Raw genomic sequence first — 21,692 nt, 5'->3', positions numbered from 1 at the left:
ATCCCAACGTGAGTGAGTGATTGACCATGGCGAACATCACGATCATCGGCGGCGGACTGGCCGGCCTGGCCGCGGCGATCTCCGCCGCCGAGCAGGGCGCCCGCGTCACCGTCCACGAGGCCCACTCGCACCTCGGCGGGCGCGCCCGGTCGGCCTCCGCCCCCTACGTCACCAACGACGGCCCGCACACCATCATGGACAACGGGCCCGTCTGGCACTGGCTGGTCCAGCGAGGCCTGGCCGGCCGCTACGTACGGCTGTCGTTCCACGAGTGGACCCGGATGCGCTTCCGCCACCAGGGCAAACTCCGGATGACCCTGCCGAGCGGCTACATGAAGATGTGCTGGCTCCACCGGGACATCGAGGTCCCCGTCGACCGCTCCTTCCAGGACTGGGCGAGCGAGCGCTTCGAGCAGCAGACCGTCAACGAGGCCCTCGGCTTCCTCGGCCCCATCCTCTTCGACGGGGATCCGGGCCGGCTGTCCGCGGCCTTCGTCTGGGAGCGGCTGCTGCGCGTGGGCACCCCCCGGTTCCCGCTGCCCAGCCGGTACTTCATCGGAGGCTGGGGCACCGTCATCGAGCGCATGGAGCGGGTCGCCAAGCGGCACGGCGTGGTCATCGAGACCGGGTCGCGGCTCACCGAACTGCCCACCGACGGACCGGTGATCGTCGCCACCTCCCTGGCCTCGGCCCGCAGCCTGCTCGGCGACAGATCGCTGGACTGGCCCAGCGGCACCTCCGCCCTGCTGGACATGGCCGTGACCCGCTCCAAGAAGGACGGCAACGTCTCCTTCGACATGGACGAGGGCGGCTTCACCTCCCAGTACTCCGACCACGACCCCTCGCTCGCCCCGAAGGGCGAGGCCCTCTTCCAGGGGGCCATGCCGCTGCGGCCCGGCGAGTCCAAGAACGAGGCGCTGGCCCGGCTGGAGAAGCTCTTCGACCTGACGACCCCGGGCTGGCGCGAGCGCATCCTGTGGCGCCGCGACGGAGTCTCCCGCGGCCGCACCGGAGCCCTCGACCTGCCCGGCCTGAGCTGGCGCGACCGCCCCGCCGTCGACCGCGGGGACGGCGTCTTCCTGATCGGCGACGCCGTCGCCGCCCCCGGCATCCTCGCCGAGACCTCGATCAACAGCGCCGTGCACGCCGCCGGACTCGCCGTCGCCGCCAAGCCGGTGACACGGCGCACCGCCGTCGCGAGCCTGCGCTGATCACCCCACCTCTCCTCCCACTCCACCCTCCAAAAGGGGCGGCACATGAGAATCACGCTTTCCGAGCGCGGCACTCCCGACTGGCTGGTCGCCGCAGAGCTTTCCCAGAAGGTGTTCGCCAAGCAGTACCAGGCCAGCATCGCTCCCGACCCGGACAGCTTCCTCGCCTTCTTCGAGGACGCCGAGGACGGGACCGAGGAAGCCCTCGCCTGTGCGGGACTGACCTTCCCCGAGGTGGAGGGCAGCAGCATCCTGCTGGAGCGCTACCTCGACGGTCCCGTCGAGGACGTCATCAGCGCCTCCGTCGACGGGCCGGTCAAGCGCTCCCAGGTCATGCAGGTCGGCAACATCTCCTCGGTGCGGGCCACCGCCGGCGCCGAGATCATCAAGGCCATCCCGCTGGTCATGGCCTGCCTCGGCCGGCCCTACGCGGTGATGACGATGACCCACCGGCTCGCCGCCCTGATGCAGCGCCTCGGCGTGGTCTTCCACCCCCTCGCCGACGCCTCGCCCGACCGGCTGTCCACCGAGGAGGCCGCCACCTGGGGTTCGTACTACGAAACCCGGCCGATGGTCGGCTACGCCATAGCCGCCGAGCAGAGCACGCTGCTGCTCGCCGCGATCGGCCGCTACTGCTTCGAGACGATCGACATGCGGTTCGTCAGCAACCGCCCTGAGGCGAAGGTGCTGACCCGTGCCGCGTGACACACCCCGGGTGTCCCTCGCCGGGGGACTGCTGGAACAGGCCGACAGCGACGCCGTGATGGTACGGGTGCTCGCCGCCGCCGGCCCGGACGGCGCCCCCGCGCGGGCCGCCGCCACCTGGAGCTACCGCGAGATCATCGGCGCGGCCCTCGTCTGGGCCGGACGCCTGCGGGACTGGGCCGGGGAGCACGGCCGCCCCGCCCGGGTGGGACTGCTCGCCGAGAACTCCCCCGAGTGGGTCGTCGCCGACCTCGCGCTGCTCTTCAGCGGGGCCGTGGAGATCCCGGTCCCCACCGCCTTCACCGCCGAGCAGGCGGCCTCCCTCCTGGAGAGCGCCGACATCTGCCTCGTCGACGACAGCGGCGCCCGCGCCCTGGAGCGCTGGACGGCGGACACCCGGGCCGCCGTCCTGCCGGCCGGCTGCCCCGTGACCCCCGTCGGCCTGCCGGCGCTGCCGGCCGGGCCGCCGGCCGCGGGACCCCGCCCCGAAGTCCCCGAAGTCCCCGAACAGGACGCGGTCGTCAAGGTCATCCACACCTCCGGCACCACCTCGGCCCCCAAGGGGGTACGGATCCGCCGGCACGGCCTGGACGAGCTGCTGACCTCGCTGCGGGCCCGGGCCAGGCCGGCCCTCTTCGAGCGCTACCTCTCGATCGTGCCCCTGAGCCTGCTCATCGAGCAGGTCGCCGGGCTCTACATGCCCTTCCTGGCGGGCGGGTCGGTCTCCTTCCTGCCGCCCGGCACCGCGCTGGTCGGCACCGCCGCCGACGCCGGCCCCCGGATGCTGACCCTGCTGCGCCAGGCCCGGCCCACCGCCCTGGTCGTACCGCCCACGGTCGCCGCCCTGTTCCTCGCGCTGTGCGACGAGCGGCCCGGGGAGAGCGTGCGGGAGCGCCACCAGCGGATCTTCGGCCACGACGGCCCGGTCTTCATCGCCTGCGGCGGAGCCCCCGTGCCCGCCGAGGTCCTGCGGCGCCTGGACGCGTACGGCCTCACCGTCCACGAGGGCTACGGGCTCAGCGAGAACTCCTCGGTGGTGTCCTGGAACTTCCCCGGAGAGGTCCGCTTCGGCACCGTGGGACGCCCGCTGGACCACGTGAAGGCCGAACTGGCCGAGGACGGCGAACTGCTGATCCACAGCACCTCGCTCTTCGCCGGGTACACCCGGGAGGACCCCTCCAGCGTCGTCGTGGACGAACAGGGACGGCTGCACACCGGCGACCTCGCCGAGATCGACGAGGACGGCTACCTGCGGATCACCGGCCGCAAGAAGAGCATGGTGATCACCGCGAGCGGCCGCAACGTCTCCCCGGAGTGGGTCGAGTCCCGCTACCGCGAACTCGGCTTCATCCGCGAGGCCGCGATCATCGCCGACGGCCTCGAACAGGTCCACGGCCTCTTCGTCGTCGACGCCGCCCTGAATCCCGCCACCGCACGGAGCCGGATCGAGGAGTTCGGCCGCGAGCGGCTCTCCGGCATCGAACGCGCCGCGGTCATCCACCTCATGCCCGAGGACGACCCCCGGTACGCCACCTGTTTCACCGTCACCGGCCGCCCGCGGCGCGACGTCGTACGGGCCCACGTACTGCAAGACCACACCACCGACGAGAAGAACCTGGAGAAGGCATGACCTCCGCTGTCACCACGGCCGCCGCCACGAGGACCGCTGTCAGAACCACCCCCTACGGCACCGGCACCGGACTGCTCGTGGAGCCCGTCGAGGGCGGAAGCCTCGCGGACATCGACCCGAAGGTCCTGCGCGACCTGCTGGCGGAGGCGGGCTTCCTGCTGCTCCGCGGCTTCACCGGCTCCGACATGGCCGGCTTCACCGCACTGGTGCAGTCCACCTCCACCTCCACCACCATCGACCCCGCCCGCGACTTCTACTCCGAGGTCGCGCAGAAGGTGGACGCCGGCTTCGACGAGGTCGGTCTGCACACCGAGAACGGCAACAGCCCCTTCCGCTCCCACCTGGCCTGGTTCTTCTGCCAGAAGGCCGCGTCCTCCGGCTCCCAGACCACCGTCTGCGACGGCTACCGCGTCTGGGACGCCCTCAGCCCCGCCGCGCGCGAGGCCTTCGCCGCACAGGACATCGTCTACAGCCGGTACGTCGCCGAGGCCCAGTGGCGGGCCATGGCCCACCACCTGCTCGGCGGGACCACGCCCGCGGCGGAGATCGACGTCGCGGACCTCATCGCGCTCGGCGACCGGACGCCCGGCACCGAGATCGTGGCCCAGGAGGACGGCGGGGTCCGCTACTCCTTCCGGACCCCCGCCGCCGGCCGCACCGTCTTCGCCGAGCGGCCCTCCTTCGCCAACAGCATCCTGGGCCCCTCCTTCAACTACGAGAAGCCGAAGATCACCTTCGCCGACGGCACCGAGCTGTCCGCGCGGCTGCTGGCCGAGGTCGAGTCGGTGACGGCCCGCCTCACGGAGAACCTCGACTGGCAGGACGGCGACGCCGCCCTCATCGACAACACCCGGGTCATGCACGGCCGCCGGGCCATCACCGACCCGGACCGCACGATCTTCAACGCCCTCAGCTACATCGAGGCCCCCGCAGCCTGACCGTCCGGACCGATGGGAGAAACATCCGATGGCACGCTCCGGAGACACCCTGCACATGGGGGCCGACCGGCTCACCTTCCTGGCCACGGCCGCCGACACGGACGGCGCCTACCTGGAAGTCGAGGTCGATTACGCGAGCGCGGCCCACATGCCGCCCGCGCACTACCACCCGAAGCAGACCGAACTCTTCCGCGTCCAGAGCGGGCAGATCAACGTCCGGCTCGAGGGCACCCTGCACACGTACGGCGCGGGAGCCGAGTTCCACATCCCGCCGGGTGTGGCCCACTCGATGTGGAACGACGGTCCGGAGCGGGCCCGGATGACCTGGCGCGTCACTCCCGCCTACCGGACCGAGCAGCTCTTCGAAACCCTCTGGGGACTGGCCGGCGAAGGCCGGCTGCGCCCCGACGGCACTCCCTTCCTGCAGATGCCGCTGCTCGCCCTGGGCTTCCGCGACGAGTACCGGGCCGTCACTGGCCGCCCCCACGCCGTGGACATGGCCCTGTCCACCCTGCTCGCGCCGGTCGGCCTGGCCTGCGGATACCGCCCCACCTACCGTCCGCCCCAGCGCGCCGAGCAGAGCAGGAGCGCCGCCTGACCGCTCCCGTCCTCGCCCGTACGTCCACCCGCACGAACCGGTATTCGAGCGGGACGCGAGGGCGCGCCGAGGCGCGCCTCCTAGCGTCAGCCGCATCAGAAGACGGTCACCTGCGTGGAGGAAATGTCATGGCCATGGAGCACGAGTTCATCCTGCCCGGTGCGGACCTGCCCCAGCCCGATGCCGAACTGCGCAAGAAGCGCGAAGCGGTCATCCTGGAGCACACGGTCGCCGAGATCGCCTGGGACATCGACGGTGTGCTCGCCACCTTCCCGCGCGGTGGCATCTACCGCATCCAGGCCTTCGAGGAGGGCCCGCTGATCGGTGCGGAGGCCATCAAGAAGGGCTACTTCGCCGAGCTCCAGGCCGCGTTCCCGAACCTGGAGCACGAGCTGCACCACGTGCACCACACCCCCACCGCGGTCATCCTCGAGGCGCAGGCGCGCGGCAAGCAGGAGGCGGACTGGCGGGGCATACCCAACCTCGGCAAGTCCATCGACGCCCCGGTCGCCGTCTTCTTCCACTTCGACGGCGACGTGCTGGTCGACGAGACCCTCTACTTCGACATCGCCACGTTCCAGCGTCAGCTCGGCTGACCCGGTACGCCCTTCGCGCTGATGCGGGGCCCCGTACCGACACCGGTGCGGGGCCCCGCAGCGTTGCGGCACCCGACCGGAACTCAAGTTGAACTTGAGGTTCCGTCCGTAGCGTCAGGAGCGCCGGCTCGGCATGTGTCACCCTCCAGAAAGGAAGCTCTGAATGAGCGCCGTCAACCCCCCAGCCTCGGGCGGTGGGAACAAGAAGGTGGTCTTATGGGCCATCCTCACCACCAGCGTCGCCTCCTTCATGGCGGGGCTCGATCAGCTAGTGATCATCACGGCGCTGCCGACCATCAAGGACAAACTCGGCGGCAGCCTCACGGACCTGGAATGGACGGTCAACGCCTACACGCTGTCCTTCGCGGTGCTGATGATGTTCGGCGCCGCACTGGGTGACCGCTTCGGCCGGCGCAAGGTCTTCGTCCTGGGCCTGCTCCTCTTCACGGCCGCCTCGGCCGCCGGGGCGCTCGCCCCGGGCATCAACGAACTGATCGCGGCGCGCGCCGTCCAGGGCGCGGGCGCGGCGATGATCATGCCGCTGTCGGTGACCCTGCTGACCGCCGCGGTACCCGCGGAGAAGCGCGGTACGGCCCTCGGCATCTGGGGCGCCGTCAACGGACTCTCGGTCGCCGCCGGTCCGCTCGTGGGCGGCGCCATCGTCGAGCACCTCTCCTGGCAGTGGATCTTCTGGCTGAACGTCCCGATCGGCCTGATCCTCGCGCCGATCTCGCTGCGCATGCTGGCCGAGAGCAAGATCTCCGGTTCCCGCCTCGACGCCGTCGGCACCATCCTGGGCGGCATCGGCCTGTTCGGCATCGTCCTCGGCATCGTCAAGGGCCACGGCGACGGCTGGACCTCGCCGCTGGTGCTCGGCTCCATGATCGGCGGAGCCGTCTTCATGGTCCTCTTCGTCCTCTGGGAGAACCACACCGAGCACCCGATGGTGCCGATGCGGCTGTTCCGGATCAAGGCGTTCACCGCGATCAACCTGGCCGGCACCCTGATGTCGATCGGCATGTTCGGCGCGATCTTCCTGATGACCCAGTTCTTCCAGAGCATCCAGGGCTACAGCGCCATGGAGACCGGCGTCCGGCTGCTCGCCTGGACCGCCATGCCGATGGTCGTGGCCCCGCTCGGCGGCATGGTCTCCGACCGCATCGGCGGCAAGCCGGTGGTCACCCTCGGCCTCGCCATGATGACGGCCGGCATGGTCTGGTGGGCCTTCGTCCTGGAACCGGGCGCCTCCTACGTCGCCCAGCTGCCCTCCCTGATGATCTGCGGCGCCGGCATGGCCCTCTTCTACGCCCCGCTGATGAACCTGACGATGGCTTCGGTCAAGGAGCACGAGCAGGGCATCGCCTCGGGCGTCACCGCCGCCACCCGCGAGGTCGGCGCGGCCCTCGGCGTGGCCCTCCTGGCCTCGATCTTCAGCGCCAACGGCGGGTACGCCTCCGCGGAGAACTTCGTCGACGGCCTCGTCCCCGCGATGTGGGTCGGCGCAGCCGCCGTGGCCGCCGCGACCCTGTCCATGCTGATCGCCCCGGGCCGTAAGGCGGGCGGACCGCCCGTCGCGCAGTCCGCGTCCGCGTCCCAGTCCGCGTCCCGGTCCTCCGCTCCGGCGCCGGCCCCGGCCGCTTCGGTGGCCGCCGCCGAGGAGTCCACACCGGCCGCGGTCCGCTAGCCCGCAGCCCCGTACCCCGTACCCCGTACGCACGTCGACGTCGACGGCCTCCGCGCCCGCGCGCGGAGGCCGTCGCCATGTCCGCTCCAGCCCGCTCCGAGCGGTGCCGGAGCCGGCCGTCACAGACTCTGACCCGGCCCGCAGTTCACGCCCTACGACAACGAACCGAGGAAACATGCCCATTGAGGAGATGAAGATCCAGGACGCCTTCCGGATCACGCCGTCACCGCTCTCGGACAACCGCGGCAGGTTCTTCGAGGCCTGGCGCGTCGGCGAGCTGACGGAACTGTCCGGCCAGCCGTTCACCGTGCGGCAGGTCAACTTCTCGGTCTCCCGCCGCAACACGCTCCGCGGCATCCACGGCACGCTGCTGCCGCCCGGCCAGGCCAAGCTGGTCACCTGCGTACGGGGCGCCGCCCTCGACGTGGTCGTGGACCTCAGGGTCGGCTCGCCCACCTTCGGGATGTTCGACACCACCCTCCAGGAGGCGGACTCGGGCATCGGCGTCTACCTCGCGGACGGCCTCGGCCACGCGTTCCTCGCCCTCACCGAGGACACCTGCATGAACTACCTCTGCTCCGAGGAGTACGTGCCGGGCACCATGGTGGACATCCAGGCGCTCGACCCGGAGATCGGCATACCGTGGAACGGCTCGGAGCCGTTCATCAGGTCCGAGAAGGACGCCGCCGCGCCGAGCCTCTCGCAGGCCGCCGCCCTCGGACTGCTCCCGACCTACCAGCAGGCCGTCGCCTCCTACGGGGACTCCTACGCGGACGCCCACGCCGACCGCCTCGCCCGCTGATCCGGGCACACACGAAGACGCGGCGGGCGATGTGCGTGCCCGCCGCGTCTTCGTGTGCCCGCCCCTGGCGCCCTCCGCTCAGGACAGGGCGGCCCGCTGCTGCAACGGCTCCCACCAGGCGCGGTTGTCCCGGTACCAGGCGAAGGTCTCCGCGAGCCCCTCGGCGAAGTCCTTGCGCGGCCGGTAGCCCAGCTCGGCCGAGATCTTGGAGCAGTCCACCGAGTAGCGCAGGTCGTGCCCCAGCCGGTCGGCCACGTGCTCGACGCTGTCCCAGCCCGCGCCGGCCAGGTCCAGGAGCAGCGTGGTCAGCTCCTTGTTGCTGAGCTCCGTGCCGCCGCCGATGTTGTACACCTCGCCGGGCCGGCCGCCGGTGCGCACCAGTTCCAGGCCCTGCACGTGGTCGTCGATGTGCAGCCAGTCCCGGACGTTGAGCCCCTCCCCGTACAGCGGGACGCGCAGCCCGTCGAGGAGCCGGGTGGCGAACAGCGGGATGACCTTCTCGGGGAAGTGGTGGTGCCCGTAGTTGTTCGAGCAGCGCGTGACCCGCACGTCCAGGCCGTGCGTGCGGTGGTAGGACAGGGCGATGAGGTCGGAGGAGGCCTTGGAGGCCGCGTACGGGGAGTTGGGCTTCAGCGGATCGGTCTCCGGCCAGGACCCCTCGGACACCGAGCCGTACACCTCGTCCGTGGAGACGTGCAGGAAGCGCGCGCTGCCGCCGGGGCGGCGCAGCGCCGCGTCCAGCAGGGTCTGGGTGCCCAGCACGTTCGTGGTGATGAACTCGCCGGCGCCGAGGATGGAGCGGTCCACGTGGGACTCGGCGGCGAAGTGCACGACCTGGTCGTGCCCGGCCACCAGCTCCCGCACCAGCTCCGCGTCGCAGATGTCGCCCCGCACGAAGCGGAAGCCGGCGTGCCCGCGGACCGGGTCGAGGTTGGCGGGGTTGCCCGCGTAGGTGAGCTTGTCCAGCACCGTGATCTCCACGTCGCCCGGCCCCTGGGGGCCCAGCAGGGTACGGACGTAGTGGGAGCCGATGAACCCGGCTCCGCCGGTCACCAGGATGCGTGTCGTGGTCATGATGATATCTGCACCTTGCTGTGGTCTCCGAGGATGAGCCGGTGGGCGGCGGGCACCGGCGGGGCGGGGGTCACCTCCGCGTGGCGTCCGATGATCGAGGCCTCCACACGGCTGACGCCGCGGACCGAGGCCCCGTCCAGGACGATGGAGAACTCGATCTCGCTGTCGACGATCCGGCAGTCGCGGGAGACGGAGGTGAACGGGCCGATGTAGGAGCCCGAGACCACCGTGCCCTGCCCGATCACGGCGGGCCCCACGATGCGCGATCCGCTCACCTTGGCGCCCTCGTCGATCTGGACCCGCCCGATGATCTCGCTCGCCTCGTCGACCTCGCCGCGGGTGTGCGGTTCGGCGAGTTCGAGGACGGAGCGGTTGACCTCCAGCATGTCGGCGACGTTCCCGGTGTCCTTCCAGTACCCGGAGATCGTCGTGGAGCGGACGTCCTCGTCCGCGTCGATCAGCCACTGCAGTGCGTGGGTGATCTCCAGCTCGCCGCGCCAGGAGGGTTCGATGGCGCGCACGGCCCGGTGCACGGCGCCGGTGAACAGGTAGACCCCGACCAGGGCGAGATTGCTCTTGGGGACCTCCGGCTTCTCCTCCAGGCCCACGACCCGGCCGTCGGGGCCCAGCTCGGCCACCCCGAAGGCCCTCGGGTCGGAGACCTCGGTGAGCAGGATCTGCGCGGCCGGCCGCTCCGCCCGGAAGGCCGCGACGAGATCGCGGATGCCGCCGACGATGAAGTTGTCCCCGAGGTACATGACGAAGTCGTCGTCGCCGAGGAACTCGCGGGCGATCACCACGGCATGGGCCAGGCCCAGCGGCGCGGACTGCGGGATGTAGGTGACCTGGAGCCCGAACTTCGACCCGTCGCCGACGGCTTCCCGGATCTCCTCGGCGGTGTCCCCGACGACGATCCCGACCTCGGTGATGCCGGCGTCGGCTATCGCCTCCAGGCCGTAGAAGAGCACCGGCTTGTTGGCCACGGGAACGAGCTGCTTGGCGGATGTGTGGGTGAGGGGGCGCAGGCGGGTTCCGGCCCCGCCGGAGAGCACGAGAGCTTTCATCTTGACTCCTTCGTGGATACCCCCACCTTTAGGTGGGGGAGGAAAAGAAGCTCCTGCGGAGCGGGGCAATGGGCTGGGATTCGCCGCCGGGGCGGATCGCAGTGTCCTGACCAGCAGGTTTGGTCTTCACATTCTGTGCCTCTAGTTTTTGACTCATGGCCGCGAACCTGGTGAGGCGGGCGTTCAAGTACCGCTTCTATCCGACCGATGCGCAGGCAGCCGAGCTGTCGCGCACGTTCGGCTGTGTACGCAAGGTCTACAACCTGGCGCTCGCCGCCCGCACGGAAGCGTGGACGCGTCAGGAGCGGGTCAACTACAACCAGACGTCGGCGATGCTGACGGCCTGGAAGAAGACCGAAGAGCTGTCGTACCTGACCGAGGTGTCCTCGGTCCCGCTCCAGCAGTCGCTCCGGCACTTGCAGGGCGCGTTCACTAATTTCTTCGGGAAGCGGTCGAAGTACCCCCGCTTCAAGTCGAAGCACACGTCCCGTGCCAGTGCCGAGTACACCTCCAGCGCCTTCCGGTTCCGGGACGGCAGGCTGACCTTGGCGAAGATGTCCGAGCCGCTCGACATCGTGTGGTCCAGGCCGGTCCCGGAAGGGTCGGCGCCGTCCACGGTGACGGTGTCCCGTGACGCGGCCGGACGCTGGTTCGTCTCGATGCTGTGCGAGGACCGGACCATGATGCCCGTACCCGCGAACGCTGCCGTCGGGATCGACGCCGGGATCACCAGCCTGGTCACGCTCTCCACCGGGGAGAAGATCACCAACCCGAAGTTCGAACGCCGTGACCGCGAACGTCTGGCCAGGGCACAGAAGAACCTCGCTCGTAAGGCGAAGGGCTCCGCGAACCGGTCCAGGGCCCGTGTGAGGGCGGCGAAGGTCTACGCGAAGATCGCGGACCGGCGCCGTGACCACCTGCACAAGCTGACCACTCGACTCGTCCGTGAAAACCAAACGGTCGTGATCGAGGACCTGACCGTCCGCAACATGGTCAAGAGCCACACGCTCGCCCGCGCCATCTCGGATGCGGCCTGGCGTGAGATGCGCATGATGCTGGAGTACAAGGCCCAGTGGTACGGGCGGAACCTGGTCGTGATCGACCGGTGGTTCCCCTCCTCCAGGCTGTGCTCGGTCTGCGGCACCATCGCGTCGAAGATGCCCCTCAACGTCCGTGAGTGGACGTGCGACTGCGGAACGACCCACGACCGGGACGTGAACGCGGCGAAGAACATTCTGGCCGCCGGGCTGGCGGTGTCTGTCTGTGGAGACGGTGTAAGACCTCAACGGAGCACTCCTGAGAGGCGACAGTCAGTGAAGCAGAAAACCCCGACCCGCGAGGGTGTGGGAATCCCCCTCCTTTAGGAGGGGGAGGATGTCAAGGCACCGAAGGCTAGGAGCGGGCACTTGAGCCGGGATGGGGGACCGGCCGTACGGCGTCACCCGGACCGCCGATGTGACACGGGTATCGGACGCGGCGATGAGTTTTCCCCGGCCGGCAGGTCTCAGTACCGTCGTCGACGTCGTCAACCCAGGAGGAACGCGTGGCTCAGCTGCTGAGGGTCCAGAACTTCAACGTCTCCAGCGACGGGATCGGTGCCGGGGAGGACCAGACCCTGGAGAGGCCGTTCGGCCATGTCGATCCCGCGCGGCTGTTCTCCTGGGCCGGTGCCACGGCGAGCTGGCCCATGCGCACCGATCCCGGCGGCAGCCGCGGCCTCGACGACCACTTCACGCGGGACTACGCCCGCAACATCGGCGCCGAGATCATGGGCCGCAACAAATTCGGGCCCCAGCGCGGTCCCTGGCAGGACCACGAGTGGCAGGGCTGGTGGGGTGAGGAGCCCCCGTTCCACACCCCGGTGTTCGTCCTGACCCACCACGGGCGTCCCTCGATCACGCTGTCCGACACCACGTTCCACTTCGTCGGGGGCGAGCCCGCCGAGATCCTCCGGCAGGCCCGGGAGGCCGCGCGGGGCAAGGACGTCCGCCTCGGCGGCGGGGCCACCACCATCCGCGAGTTCCTCGACGCCGACCTCGTCGACACCCTGCACGTGGTGGTCTCACCGCTGAAGCTCGGGACCGGAGTACGCCTCTGGGAGTCCCCCGACGAACTGCTCGACCGGTTCCACATGGACGTGGTCCCCAGCCCGAGCGGGGTGACGCACCACCTCTTCTGGCGGAAGTGACCGCCCGGCCGAGGGCGAGGCGTCCTCAAGAACGGCTCGACCGGAGTTGTGGATCCTCGGACCGCCGACCATCCACCGGCCACCGGTGACGAGAGCCCGAGAGAGGCACCCGATATGTCTGACAACCACCGCGAACTCATCCAGCGCTTCGTGGACATGATCAACAGTCACGACGTGAGCACCATCGCCGAGCACACGGCTCCCGGGCACATCGACCACAACCCGATCGTCGCGGACGGGATCGAGGCCAACACGGCCTTCTTCCAGCAGATCTTCGACGCCTTCCCGGACGTCAAGATCCTCGTGCACGACCTGATCGTGGACGGTGACCGGATCGTCGGCCGCTTCGAGTACTCCGGCACCCACCAGGGCGAGTTCTTCGGCATACCGGCCACCGGCCGCACCCTGACCTTCCAGACGATCGACATCTGGCGGGTCGAGGACGGCCTGCTGGCCGAGCACTGGGACCAGCTCGACGTGGCGGGGATGTTCCACCAGCTCGGCGCCGACTTCTACGCGGGCCGGGGCGAGTAGCACCCCACGGGCGGCCGACGGGCCGATGGGCCGGTGCGTGCGGTGGAACTCACCGCACGCACCGGCCCATCGGCCGTCCCGCACTCCCCGTCCGCCGTCAGGACGAGGCGGCGCGCTCCACCTCGTCCACGAGCCGGGCGTGGGCCAGGATCGCCTCCGTGTGCGGGGTGAAGTCCTCCCCGCACAGCACGGCCCGGGCGAACACGCCGGCGATGTTCGTGAAGTGCCGGTCCGGCCGGAGCGGGATCTCGGTGACGTCGCCACCCCGCTCGACCCTGAGTACGGGCGTGAGTTCGTCCGGCGTGCTGAAGGCGCGCTCCAGACGCAGCCGGCCCTCGCTGCCCCAGAGCGCGTAGCCGCTGCGGTACCCGTGCTCGACCCCGTACGCGAGCTGGGCCGCCACCCCCGAGGGGGCGACGAGCAGCGCGCTGCCCGCGGGCTGCGGACCGTACGGGCTGTCCGGACGCACCTGCGCACCCGCCACCCGCAGTCCGTCACCGAGGAAGAGCCGGGCGGCCCGGATCGGGTACGCGGCGACCTCCGGCAGGGTGCTCGCGCGCCGCGGGAGGCCGCCGGGCCCCGCGTCGGGGCGCAGCGGGATGCCGAACTCCGAGCCGAACAGCTGGACCTCTCCGATCAGGCCCTCCGCCACCAGCCGGCGCACCTCCGCGTGCTGGGAGTGGTGGAGGAACATGAAGTTCTCCATCAGCAGCAGGCCGCTCTCCCGGGCGAAGGACACGGCCTTCTCCGCGTCGGCCAGGCTGGTGGCGAAGGGCTTCTCGCACAGCACGTGCTTGCCGGCGGCCAGCGCCCGCAGGGTCCACTCCACGTGCAGCTCGGGCGGCAGCGGCACGTACACCGCGTCCACGTCGTCCCGCTCCAGCAGCCGCTCGTACCCGGCCACGGCGGCGCCGCCGAACCGCTCGGTGAACCGCCGCGCCCGCTCGATCCCGCGGCTGGCCACGGCCGTCACCTCGACGAGCGGCTGCGCCAGCATCGAGGGCAGCATGCGGCGCTCGGCGATGTCCGCGCACCCCAGCACGCCGATCCGCAGCCTCCCGGCCGCAGGCTCCGTACCGCTCCCGCTCCCGCTCCCGTTTCCGATTCCGTTTCCGATTCCGCTCCCGCTCACAGGCCGTACTCCCCGTCCAGCGCCCGGGTCGCGCGCAGGCTGGTCAGCAGCGTCCTGGCCTCGATGTTGAGGTAGTTGCTGTGCCGCAGCAGGCCCGCGAGCTGTCCCGGGGTCACCCAGAGGAAGTCCTCGGGAACGTCGAGGGGGAAATCGTCCCCCACTTCGACGAGCACGTACCGGTTGCCCGCGTGGTGGAAGCGGCCGCCCTCCTCGGACTGCACGGTGTCGTACAGCAGCCGGCCCTGACCCCGCAGGACCAGTTCCAGATAGCGCGGCCGCTGCTCGGGGGGCAGGGTCAGCGCCCGGGCCGGCTGGCACTGGACGGTCGGGCCCAGCTCGGCCACGTCCAGTACGCCCGCTTCGGACCTGGCCTGCGCCAGCAGGTGCGTCACCCCGCCGATCCGGCGGACCAGGAAGGCGGCGAGACCCTGCTCGGCGGGGGCGATCAGCGGCTGGGTCCAGCTCTTCACCTCGCGGTTCGCGGCCTGCACGGAGGCGGCGATGACGCTGAAGTGGTGGCCCGTCTCGTGCTCGATCGCGTAGTCCGTGCGCTGCCAGCGCTGTACGTCCGACAGCGGCATGGTGGTCTGCACGAGCTCCCGGAGCGCCTTGATCTCGGTGAGCCGGTTCAGCAGGGTTTCCGTGGTGTGCAGCGGAGTGCCCTCGCTGGCGAACGAGGGGATCAGCGACAGGACCGTGCGGGCGTCCATGTTGACCACGTTGGACTCGTTCAGCAGCTGGTGGATCTGACCGAGGGTCAGCCACATGAAGTCCTCGTGCTCCGGCACGTCGCCGATGGCCTCCACGACCATGTTCCGGTTGCGCTTGCGCAGGAACCAGGAACCCTGCTCGGACTGGAGCGAGTCGTAGAGGACCCGCGAGCCCACCCGCGGCGGGCGGAAGTACTCGATGTAGTTGACGGCCGCGCCCTTGTGCACGCCGGTGTAGTTGCTCCGGGTGGCCTGCACGGTGGGGGACAGCTGGACCGTCTCGATGTTCCCGGGCTCCATCTTGGCCTGCATCAGGCAGTGCAGGACGCCGTCGAACTCCTTGACGACGATGCCCAGGATGCCGATCTCGGGCTGGTTGATGATCGGCTGCGACCAGGACGCGCCGAACCCGTTCCACTCGGAGCGCACGTCCAGGCCCACGACGGAGAAGAACCGTCCGCTGTCGTGGACGAGGTTCCCCGTGGAGTCCTCGAAGTGCCAGCCGACCAGTTCGGAGAAGGGGATGCGCCGCACGTCGTAGCGGTTGGTGCGCCGCTGCTCCGCGAACCACGCGCGGAACACCGCGTTGGGCGTGACCGTGCTGTCGAGGGTCTGGGCCGACAGCGTGAACCGTCGCCCGAGACTCGGAACGAGGCCCGCGGGCACCGTCTGGGCTGTGATCATCAATGGCTCCTTCGCCTTGTTCCGCATGCCCAGGGGCAGGCGGCCGCATCGCGAGGATGGGGGAGCTCGATCGGCCGCCACTGGAGCGAGCCTCGACAGATAATAGACCGGCGGCAAAATTTCTAGCAACACTAGACACAGCCCGGCGGCGTCCCTACGCTGAGGCCTCATGAGAATCCTCTTTGCCAGCGTGGGCAATTTCGGGCACGTCTTCCCCTTGCTTCCCTTGGCGAGGGCCGCACGGGCAGCCGGCCACCAGGTGGCGTTCGCCACGGGTGAGCAGTTCCACCAGACCCTCCGTGACGCGGGGTTCGAGCCGGTGACGGCGGGCCGGTCCGTGCCCGAGGCGTTCATCGAAGCAGCGGGCGGTCAAGCGTTCCTCGAGGCGCACGGCGGCGAGGTGGGCGCTCAGGACGTTCCGGCGTCGGTCCTCGCTGACCTGCACATCAAGGTGTTCGGCTCGGTGCTGCCCCGGTGGATCGCCGCCGACCTGGCCACGGCCTTCGCCACCTACCGCCCCGACCTGGTGGTCCACGAGGTGCTCAACCCGGGCGCCGGCTTCGCCGCGCGGCTCGCCGGCATCCCGGCCGTCGCGCACGACGTGGGCCTGCTCGCGCAGGACCACGAGGCCGACCGGCTCCGGCAGGAGATCCTCGCCACCGCGGCCGACCTGGGCGTCGACGTTCCCGCCGACCGGGTCAGCACCCTCGGCAACACCCTCATCGACATCTGCCCGCCCTCCATCCAGGACCGGAGCCTCCTGGAGTCCGGCCAGCCGCGCGTCGAGCTGCGCCCCGTCCCGTACGTGGAGCAGGGCGAGATCCCGGGCGGACTGGGCGCCTCCGGCGACCCGTTCGTGTACCTCACGCTGGGCACCGCGCTCGGCTCCGCGGACAACCTGCGCACCGTGATCGACGGGCTGCGCCCGCTGGGCGTACCGGTCCTGGTGGCCACCGGGTTCCGGATCCAGCTCGCCGAGCTCGGCGAACTGCCCGACAACGTGATCGCCGCGCCGTGGGTTCCGCAGTCCGAGGTCCTGAGGCGCGCCTCGCTGGTGGTCCAGCACGGTGGCAGCGGCACGACCCTGGCCGCGCTCTCGGCCGGACTGCCCCAGCTGATCATCCCGCAGGGCGCGGACGGCCCGGCCAACGGCCAGGCCCTGCACGCCGCCGGCGCCGGCGAGTTCGTCTTCGACCTCGCGGCCGACGCCGTGACGGAGAAGGCCCGCCTCATCCTGGCCGACGAGAGCTACCGGGACGCGGCCCGCAAGATCGCGGCAGAGATCGCCGCGATGCCGTCCCCGGAGGAGGTCGCCACCCGCCTCCCCGGCCTCGCCGGCTGACCCCGAACTCCCGGACGTCCATCCCCCGCCGTCCGGGCCCATGGCATCCGGTGTGCGCGGATCATCCCCCGGTCGCGCGCACACCGGATGTACCGTGGCCCGCCAGCCCGTGGCCTGTCAGCCCCTGGCCCGCCAGCCCGTGGGCCGGCAGGTCCTCGACGGGATCCTGCGGGTCCGCGCCCGTCAGCGCCTCCACACAGTCCCGCAGCTCGCCCGCCAGCCTCTCCGCCTCGGCATGGGTGAACACGCCGGACGCGAACTCCAGACTCAGCAGCGGATCCCCTCCCCACCGCAGCACCCGCAGTGCGGCGTCCGCGGTGGTGCCGCCCAGGTGCCCGTGGTGGAAGCGCGACGTGAGCGGTCCCGCCTCCAGCGTCTCGGGCAGCAGTTCGTCGCAGGCCGCGAAGACCACCTGCGTCAGGGCGGGCCGGGACCGGTCGCCCGGTACTCCCAGCTCGCGCGCCAGGGCCGCCGTATCGAGGTCCGCGTAACCGAGGGCCTCGCCGAACGCGCAGGCGACGCCCCGCAGGAAGTAGTCGACCCCGCCCTCCAGCTCGCAGCACACCGGCACCGTCGCCGAGCACGGCGCGACCGTGCCCAGCAGCTCGGCCGTGGGGCGCCGCGGCATCTCGGTGCCCACCAGCAGCCGTTCGTGTCCCGAGCGCCGCCCCGCCGTCAGCGCCCACGCGGCGAGCAGGACCACCGCGTGCGGTACCCCGGCCCGCGCGGCCGTCGCGTCGACCGCCTCGCGCAGTCCCGGGCCGAGGCCGAACAGCACCCGGTCGCCGCGGAAGTCGAACACCGCCGGCCGCCGGCCCGGCTCCGTCAGGTCCACGACGGCGGGGAAGTCGCGCAGCCGTTCGACCCGTTGGGCCGCCAGCGCGCGCAGCGCACCGGACCGGTCGAGTCCCTCGGCCCGCCGTGCGACCGCGTCGGAACCGGAGCGCTCACTGCGGTCGAGCGGCCGGCTCCGTACGGCGCGGCCGTAGTCGGCGAGCAGTTCCCGCCAGACCAGCGAGACGGACCAGCAGTCCACCGCGGCCTCGTGGTACAGGAAGGTCAGCAGGTGCCGGTCGGCCGCCAGCCGGGTCAGGGCGAAGGCGAGCGGCGGCCGCCGGGGATGTCCCGCCAGGTGCTCCACGTCCGCCGCCAGCCGGGCGTGCGCCGCGGCCACCGGGTCTTCGCCGACGCCGGCGGGCACCTTCGGCATGACGACCAGCGGCAGCGTGTACGCGTCCAGGACACGGCGTACGGGGCCTCCCGGCGAGGACCCGAACGCCGTCCGCAGCCCTTCGTGGCGCGAACCCAGGGCGTCCAGGGCCGTACGCAGCGCGCCCAGGTCGAGCGGCCCGGTGAGCTCGGCGCTGAGCATGCGGTGCACCGCGGCGGCCCCGGTGTACTGCTGCGCGGTGAGGGTGGCCAGTTGGCCGGGCAGCAGGGCGCGCGGCCCGGAGTCCGCCGCCCGGGGCGCGGCGGACTCCGGGCCGCGCGGGACGGCGACGGCCCGCGCGAGGACGTCCGCGAGGGGGACGGGGCCGAGCAGCTGCGGTATGTCCAGCGAGAGTTCCAGCTGTTCGCCGGCCAGGGCCTGGAGCCGCATGGCCTGGCCGAGCCCACCGCCCAGCGTCATGAACGGCGAACCGGAGGCCCTGGCGGGCAGGGTCCGCCGGTCGTGGCCCAGCAGGTCCGCCGCCAGGTCGAGCAGCTGCTCCAGGGGGGTCGGGGTCTGCATGGGGGTGGCCTCTCCGTGGGCGGTCTTGCCCCGCATGCTGCCGACCGCACCTCGAAGGCCACTAGACGACCGCTGTGGACACCGTCCGAAAAGGGCCCCACCCAAAGACAGAAACCCTATCACTGACAACTAGAATTTCACCGACAGTGCTACCGTAGTTCGCATGACCCTGAAAGAGCGCCGAGTCCGTGAGCAGGCCCAGCGCCGCCAGTTGATCCTCACCACGGCCCGCGAGATGGCCGAGGCGGAGGGCTGGGACTTCGTCACCACGCGACGGCTGGCGGAGCGCATCGAGTACAGCCAGCCCGTGCTCTACCAGCACTTCAAGAACAAGGACGCCATCGTCAACGCGGTGGCGCTCGAGGGGTTCACCGAACTGACCGCGGCGCTGCACGCGGCCCGGCTCTCCTCGAAGGACCCGCACGCGGCCCTCGACGCGGTCGCCCGCGCCTACGCCGACTTCGCGGCCCGCGGCCCGGTCCTCTACGAGGCCATGCTCACCCTCGACGTCGGCCTGGAGCACTCCGAGGCCGGTACGCCGCAGCCGCTCCTGGCGGCCTTCGCCGAGATCAGGCAGGCCGTCGAGCCGGTTGCGGCCGACCGCGACCCCGACCTCGTCGCCGAGGTCCTGTGGAGCGCCTGGCACGGCCTGGCCACCCTCACCTGGGGCCGCCGCCTTCGCCCGGACCTCACGCGCGAGCGCCTGGCCGCCCTGACCGGCCTCCTGGCCGGCCCGGCGGCCTAGGAGGGGTCAGACCGAGCTGTTCACCTGCTCGGACTGCTCGGGCTGCCCGGGCCGCGCGCCCTCGTGCTCCTTGACCCGCTTGCCGAGCAGGATGAAGAGCAGGACGAGTCCCACCGTCAGGATGATGTGGCCCAAGCCTCCCACCAGGGAGAAGAGTTCGGGAACCTCATTGCCGAGCACGGTCTGGGTGCCCCGGTAGAACATGCTCAGGCAGGTGATCGTGAGTCCGGTGTTGTAGAACCAGAAGAAGTACGTGAACTGCTTCGCCCCCGAGAGTCCGAACACCTTGTCGAGGCCGAGGACGATCAGGAAGACCAGCATGCCCAGCGCGAGCAAGTGGGTGTGGAGGACGCCGAGCTGGGTCTCGCCCTCGAAATCGTTGATCTTGGTGAGCTCGCGGTAGTACAACCCGGAGAGCACTCCGACGATCATGTAAACATGCGCCGCGACGTACGACTTACGCATCCCCGTGCCCGCTCCCTGCTGATCCAATAGCGCCCCTGACGGTGGCCATTGAAGCATCTCGCGTAGCCTGTTCGGCGGAATCCGGCGGATCACTCGAGCCCGATTCGAGTGACATTCCACGAACCCTGTAGCGCCACCACTCCGACGTGGCGTAGTGGTCCACCCCTTTCCGGCCACTCATCACGGCAAGGCGTCCGGCGCCTTCAGGGCCGTCCCGGTCGCCGCGGCGACCTCCGGCGCCCGGCCCGCTCGTTCACGTCAGACGGCCGCCTCCCTGGGCCCCCGCCGTGCCGTCCCGATCCGCCCGGCCGACTCCGTGACCGCCGCCCCGCACCCGGCCGAGCGCTGTGGCCCAGGTCACATCACCGGATCTGTCACACGGGCCGGGGCACCGGTGTCTTGTGCCCGGAAGCCTCGAAGCGACGGAGCGACGGAGAGACACGATGAACCAGAACACGAACACCAACGCGCACACGAACACGAACACGAACACGAACACGAACACCGCAGTGGTCGTCATCGGCGGTGGATACGCGGGCGTGATGGCCGCGAACCGTCTGACGCGGCGCGGTGATGTGACGGTGACGCTGGTCAACCCGCGTGCGGACTTCGTCCACCGGGTCCGTCTGCACCAGCTGGTGGGCGGGTCGGACGCCGCGGTCATCGCCTACCGGGACGTCCTGGCCGAGGGCGTCCGCCTGGTCGTCGACACGGTGGCGCGGATCGACGCCGGCGACCGCGGCCTGGCGCTGACCTCGGGCGCCACGCTCGGCTATGACTACCTGGTCTACGCGGTGGGCAGCGGCAGCGCCGACCCGGGCGTACCGGGAGCGGCCGAGTTCGCGTACCCGATCGCGACGCTGGAGGACGCGCAGCGACTGCGCCCGGCCCTGGACGCCGCGTCCCCGGCGGCCGCGGTGACGGTGGTGGGGGCCGGGCCGACGGGCATCGAGACGGCGGCCGAACTGGCCGAGCAGGGCCGGGCCGTGACCCTGGTCTGCGGAGGGGTGCTCGGCCCGTACCTGCACGCCCGGGGCCGCCGTTCGGTCGCCGCGCGGCTGGCCCGCCTCGGGGTGAGCGTCGTCGACGGCCCCGGCAGCAAGGTGACGGTGGTGACCCGCGAAGCCGTGGGCCTCGAGGACGGGCGCGAGGTGGCGAGCGCGGTGACGATCTGGACCGCCGGTTTCAGCGTGCCGGACCTGGCCGTGCGCAGCGGTCTGACCACGGACCCGCTGGGCCGCCTCCTCACGGACGAGACGCTGACCAGCGTGGACGACGTACGGATCGTCGCGGCCGGCGACTCGGCGGCTCCGTCGGGCCTGCCGCTGCGGATGAGCTGCCAGGCCGCGATGCCGTTGGGCGCACGGGCGGCGGACACGGTCCTGAGCCGGATCGCGGACGAGACGCCGGCGACCCTCAACCGGCCGTTCGCCGCCCAGTGCATCAGCCTGGGCCGGAACGCGGGCATCTTCCAGTTCGCCAACCGGGCCGACGTCGCCGTCTGGTTCACCATCGACGGCCGTCCGGGCGCGAAGCTCAAGGAACTCGTCTGCAAGGTCATCCCCAAGCACCTGGCCGACGAGGCGGGCAAGCCCGGTTCGTACAGCTTGCACCTGAAGTCGGGAGGCGCGGCGCGCCTGCGCCAGCTGGAGGCCGGGCGCCAGGGGGCGCCGGCCACCGCCGACCAGGCGGCCTGATGCCGCACCCGATGGGCGGAGGGCTTCTTCGGGGACGGCGCCGACGGGGCGTCGTCCTGGAGCCCCTCGAGGCGTAGGGCGGAAATGAAGAGCCCGGCCGGCTCCATACACCGTGACGGGTGGTGACGGTGGGGCAGGTCGATGCTCGTGTTGAAATTGCA

General features: G+C 71.0%; 20 protein-coding genes. 14 read left to right on the top strand and 6 right to left on the bottom strand.

The features are described from left to right. Positions 1 to 26: 26 nt before the first annotated feature. The 8 genes from ACIQV3_RS29980 to ACIQV3_RS29945 all read left to right on the top strand — a co-directional run bounded on the left by ACIQV3_RS29980 (position 27) and on the right by ACIQV3_RS29945 (position 8,164). Positions 27 to 1,211, top strand: coding sequence for an FAD-dependent oxidoreductase (locus ACIQV3_RS29980; protein WP_403717326.1), 1,185 nt, complete (start codon positions 27 to 29; stop codon positions 1,209 to 1,211). A 45-nt stretch (positions 1,212 to 1,256) separates the two neighbouring features. After that, positions 1,257 to 1,916, top strand: a complete 660-nt coding sequence (locus ACIQV3_RS29975) for a thermostable hemolysin (protein ID WP_403717324.1) — start codon at positions 1,257 to 1,259, stop codon at positions 1,914 to 1,916. Continuing rightward, complete coding sequence (locus tag ACIQV3_RS29970) at positions 1,906 to 3,546, top strand: AMP-binding protein (protein WP_403717322.1); 1,641 nt, start codon at positions 1,906 to 1,908, stop codon at positions 3,544 to 3,546. Before ACIQV3_RS29975 ends, ACIQV3_RS29970 begins: the two co-directional genes overlap by 11 nt. Beyond that, complete coding sequence (locus ACIQV3_RS29965) at positions 3,543 to 4,484, top strand: TauD/TfdA family dioxygenase (RefSeq protein WP_403717320.1); 942 nt, start codon at positions 3,543 to 3,545, stop codon at positions 4,482 to 4,484. The genes ACIQV3_RS29970 and ACIQV3_RS29965 overlap by 4 nt, the downstream gene beginning before the upstream one ends. Positions 4,485 to 4,512: 28 nt before the next feature. Further along, a complete protein-coding gene (locus ACIQV3_RS29960; protein WP_403717318.1) occupies positions 4,513 to 5,082 on the top strand; it encodes a cupin domain-containing protein in 570 nt (189 codons plus the stop codon). Positions 5,083 to 5,210: 128 nt separating this feature from the next. Beyond that, positions 5,211 to 5,678 (top strand): ester cyclase, encoded by a 468-nt coding sequence (locus tag ACIQV3_RS29955; protein ID WP_403717316.1) that lies wholly within the window; start codon positions 5,211 to 5,213, stop codon positions 5,676 to 5,678. A gap of 163 nt (positions 5,679 to 5,841) precedes the next feature. After that, positions 5,842 to 7,362 (top strand): DHA2 family efflux MFS transporter permease subunit, encoded by a 1,521-nt coding sequence (locus tag ACIQV3_RS29950; RefSeq protein WP_403717314.1) that lies wholly within the window; start codon positions 5,842 to 5,844, stop codon positions 7,360 to 7,362. 175 nt (positions 7,363 to 7,537) lie between these two features. After that, the gene (locus ACIQV3_RS29945) at positions 7,538 to 8,164 is read left to right on the top strand and encodes a dTDP-4-dehydrorhamnose 3,5-epimerase family protein (protein ID WP_403717311.1); all 627 of its coding nucleotides are present in this window, start codon (positions 7,538 to 7,540) and stop codon (positions 8,162 to 8,164) included. 78 nt (positions 8,165 to 8,242) lie between these two features. Here ACIQV3_RS29945 and rfbB read toward each other — a convergent pair whose 3' ends face one another. Together rfbB and ACIQV3_RS29935 are read right to left on the bottom strand one after the other, a co-directional pair. Then, positions 8,243 to 9,238 carry a dTDP-glucose 4,6-dehydratase gene (gene rfbB / locus ACIQV3_RS29940; RefSeq protein ID WP_403717309.1) on the bottom strand — a complete coding sequence of 332 codons (996 nt, stop codon included), beginning with the start codon at positions 9,236 to 9,238 and terminating at the stop codon, positions 8,243 to 8,245. Next, positions 9,235 to 10,302 (bottom strand): glucose-1-phosphate thymidylyltransferase, encoded by a 1,068-nt coding sequence (locus tag ACIQV3_RS29935; protein WP_403717307.1) that lies wholly within the window; start codon positions 10,300 to 10,302, stop codon positions 9,235 to 9,237. Before ACIQV3_RS29935 ends, rfbB begins: the two co-directional genes overlap by 4 nt. Before the next feature lie 155 nt (positions 10,303 to 10,457). Between ACIQV3_RS29935 and ACIQV3_RS29930 the strand changes: the two genes are divergently transcribed. The 3 genes from ACIQV3_RS29930 to ACIQV3_RS29920 all read left to right on the top strand — a co-directional run bounded on the left by ACIQV3_RS29930 (position 10,458) and on the right by ACIQV3_RS29920 (position 13,024). Further along, positions 10,458 to 11,666, top strand: a complete 1,209-nt coding sequence (locus ACIQV3_RS29930) for an RNA-guided endonuclease InsQ/TnpB family protein (protein WP_403717305.1) — start codon at positions 10,458 to 10,460, stop codon at positions 11,664 to 11,666. A 179-nt stretch (positions 11,667 to 11,845) separates the two neighbouring features. Continuing rightward, entirely contained in the window at positions 11,846 to 12,490 is a 645-nt protein-coding gene (locus ACIQV3_RS29925) for a dihydrofolate reductase family protein (protein ID WP_403717303.1), read from the top strand. Positions 12,491 to 12,604: 114 nt separating this feature from the next. Continuing rightward, positions 12,605 to 13,024, top strand: coding sequence for an ester cyclase (locus ACIQV3_RS29920; protein WP_403717301.1), 420 nt, complete (start codon positions 12,605 to 12,607; stop codon positions 13,022 to 13,024). A 97-nt stretch (positions 13,025 to 13,121) separates the two neighbouring features. Here the strand turns inward: ACIQV3_RS29920 and ACIQV3_RS29915 are convergent, their stop codons facing one another. Further along, positions 13,122 to 14,066: a Gfo/Idh/MocA family protein gene (locus ACIQV3_RS29915; RefSeq protein ID WP_403717299.1), complete on the bottom strand. Its 945-nt coding sequence runs from the start codon at positions 14,064 to 14,066 to the stop codon at positions 13,122 to 13,124. 86 nt (positions 14,067 to 14,152) lie between these two features. Further along, positions 14,153 to 15,550 (bottom strand): NDP-hexose 2,3-dehydratase family protein, encoded by a 1,398-nt coding sequence (locus ACIQV3_RS29910; RefSeq protein WP_403717297.1) that lies wholly within the window; start codon positions 15,548 to 15,550, stop codon positions 14,153 to 14,155. A 169-nt stretch (positions 15,551 to 15,719) separates the two neighbouring features. Between ACIQV3_RS29910 and ACIQV3_RS29905 the strand changes: the two genes are divergently transcribed. Then, positions 15,720 to 16,892, top strand: a complete 1,173-nt coding sequence (locus ACIQV3_RS29905) for a glycosyltransferase (protein WP_403717294.1) — start codon at positions 15,720 to 15,722, stop codon at positions 16,890 to 16,892. 61 nt (positions 16,893 to 16,953) lie between these two features. Here the strand turns inward: ACIQV3_RS29905 and ACIQV3_RS29900 are convergent, their stop codons facing one another. Continuing rightward, on the bottom strand, positions 16,954 to 18,660 hold the full coding sequence (locus ACIQV3_RS29900; RefSeq protein ID WP_403717292.1) for a condensation domain-containing protein: 1,707 nt from the start codon (positions 18,658 to 18,660) through the stop codon (positions 16,954 to 16,956). 127 nt (positions 18,661 to 18,787) lie between these two features. Between ACIQV3_RS29900 and ACIQV3_RS29895 the strand changes: the two genes are divergently transcribed. Next, positions 18,788 to 19,369, top strand: a complete 582-nt coding sequence (locus tag ACIQV3_RS29895) for a TetR/AcrR family transcriptional regulator (protein WP_403717289.1) — start codon at positions 18,788 to 18,790, stop codon at positions 19,367 to 19,369. 6 nt (positions 19,370 to 19,375) lie between these two features. Here the strand turns inward: ACIQV3_RS29895 and ACIQV3_RS29890 are convergent, their stop codons facing one another. Then, positions 19,376 to 19,834 carry a DUF2871 domain-containing protein gene (locus ACIQV3_RS29890; protein WP_403717287.1) on the bottom strand — a complete coding sequence of 153 codons (459 nt, stop codon included), beginning with the start codon at positions 19,832 to 19,834 and terminating at the stop codon, positions 19,376 to 19,378. 443 nt (positions 19,835 to 20,277) lie between these two features. Between ACIQV3_RS29890 and ACIQV3_RS29885 the strand changes: the two genes are divergently transcribed. Continuing rightward, the gene (locus tag ACIQV3_RS29885) at positions 20,278 to 21,531 is read left to right on the top strand and encodes an NAD(P)/FAD-dependent oxidoreductase (protein ID WP_403717285.1); all 1,254 of its coding nucleotides are present in this window, start codon (positions 20,278 to 20,280) and stop codon (positions 21,529 to 21,531) included. Positions 21,532 to 21,692 lie beyond the last annotated feature (161 nt).

It is taken from the genome of Streptomyces sp. NPDC099050 (assembly GCF_044759865.1).
In the GTDB taxonomy this organism is placed as follows: Bacteria; Actinomycetota; Actinomycetes; order Streptomycetales; family Streptomycetaceae; genus Streptomyces.
This window is presented reverse-complemented; position numbering and strand designations above follow the sequence as displayed.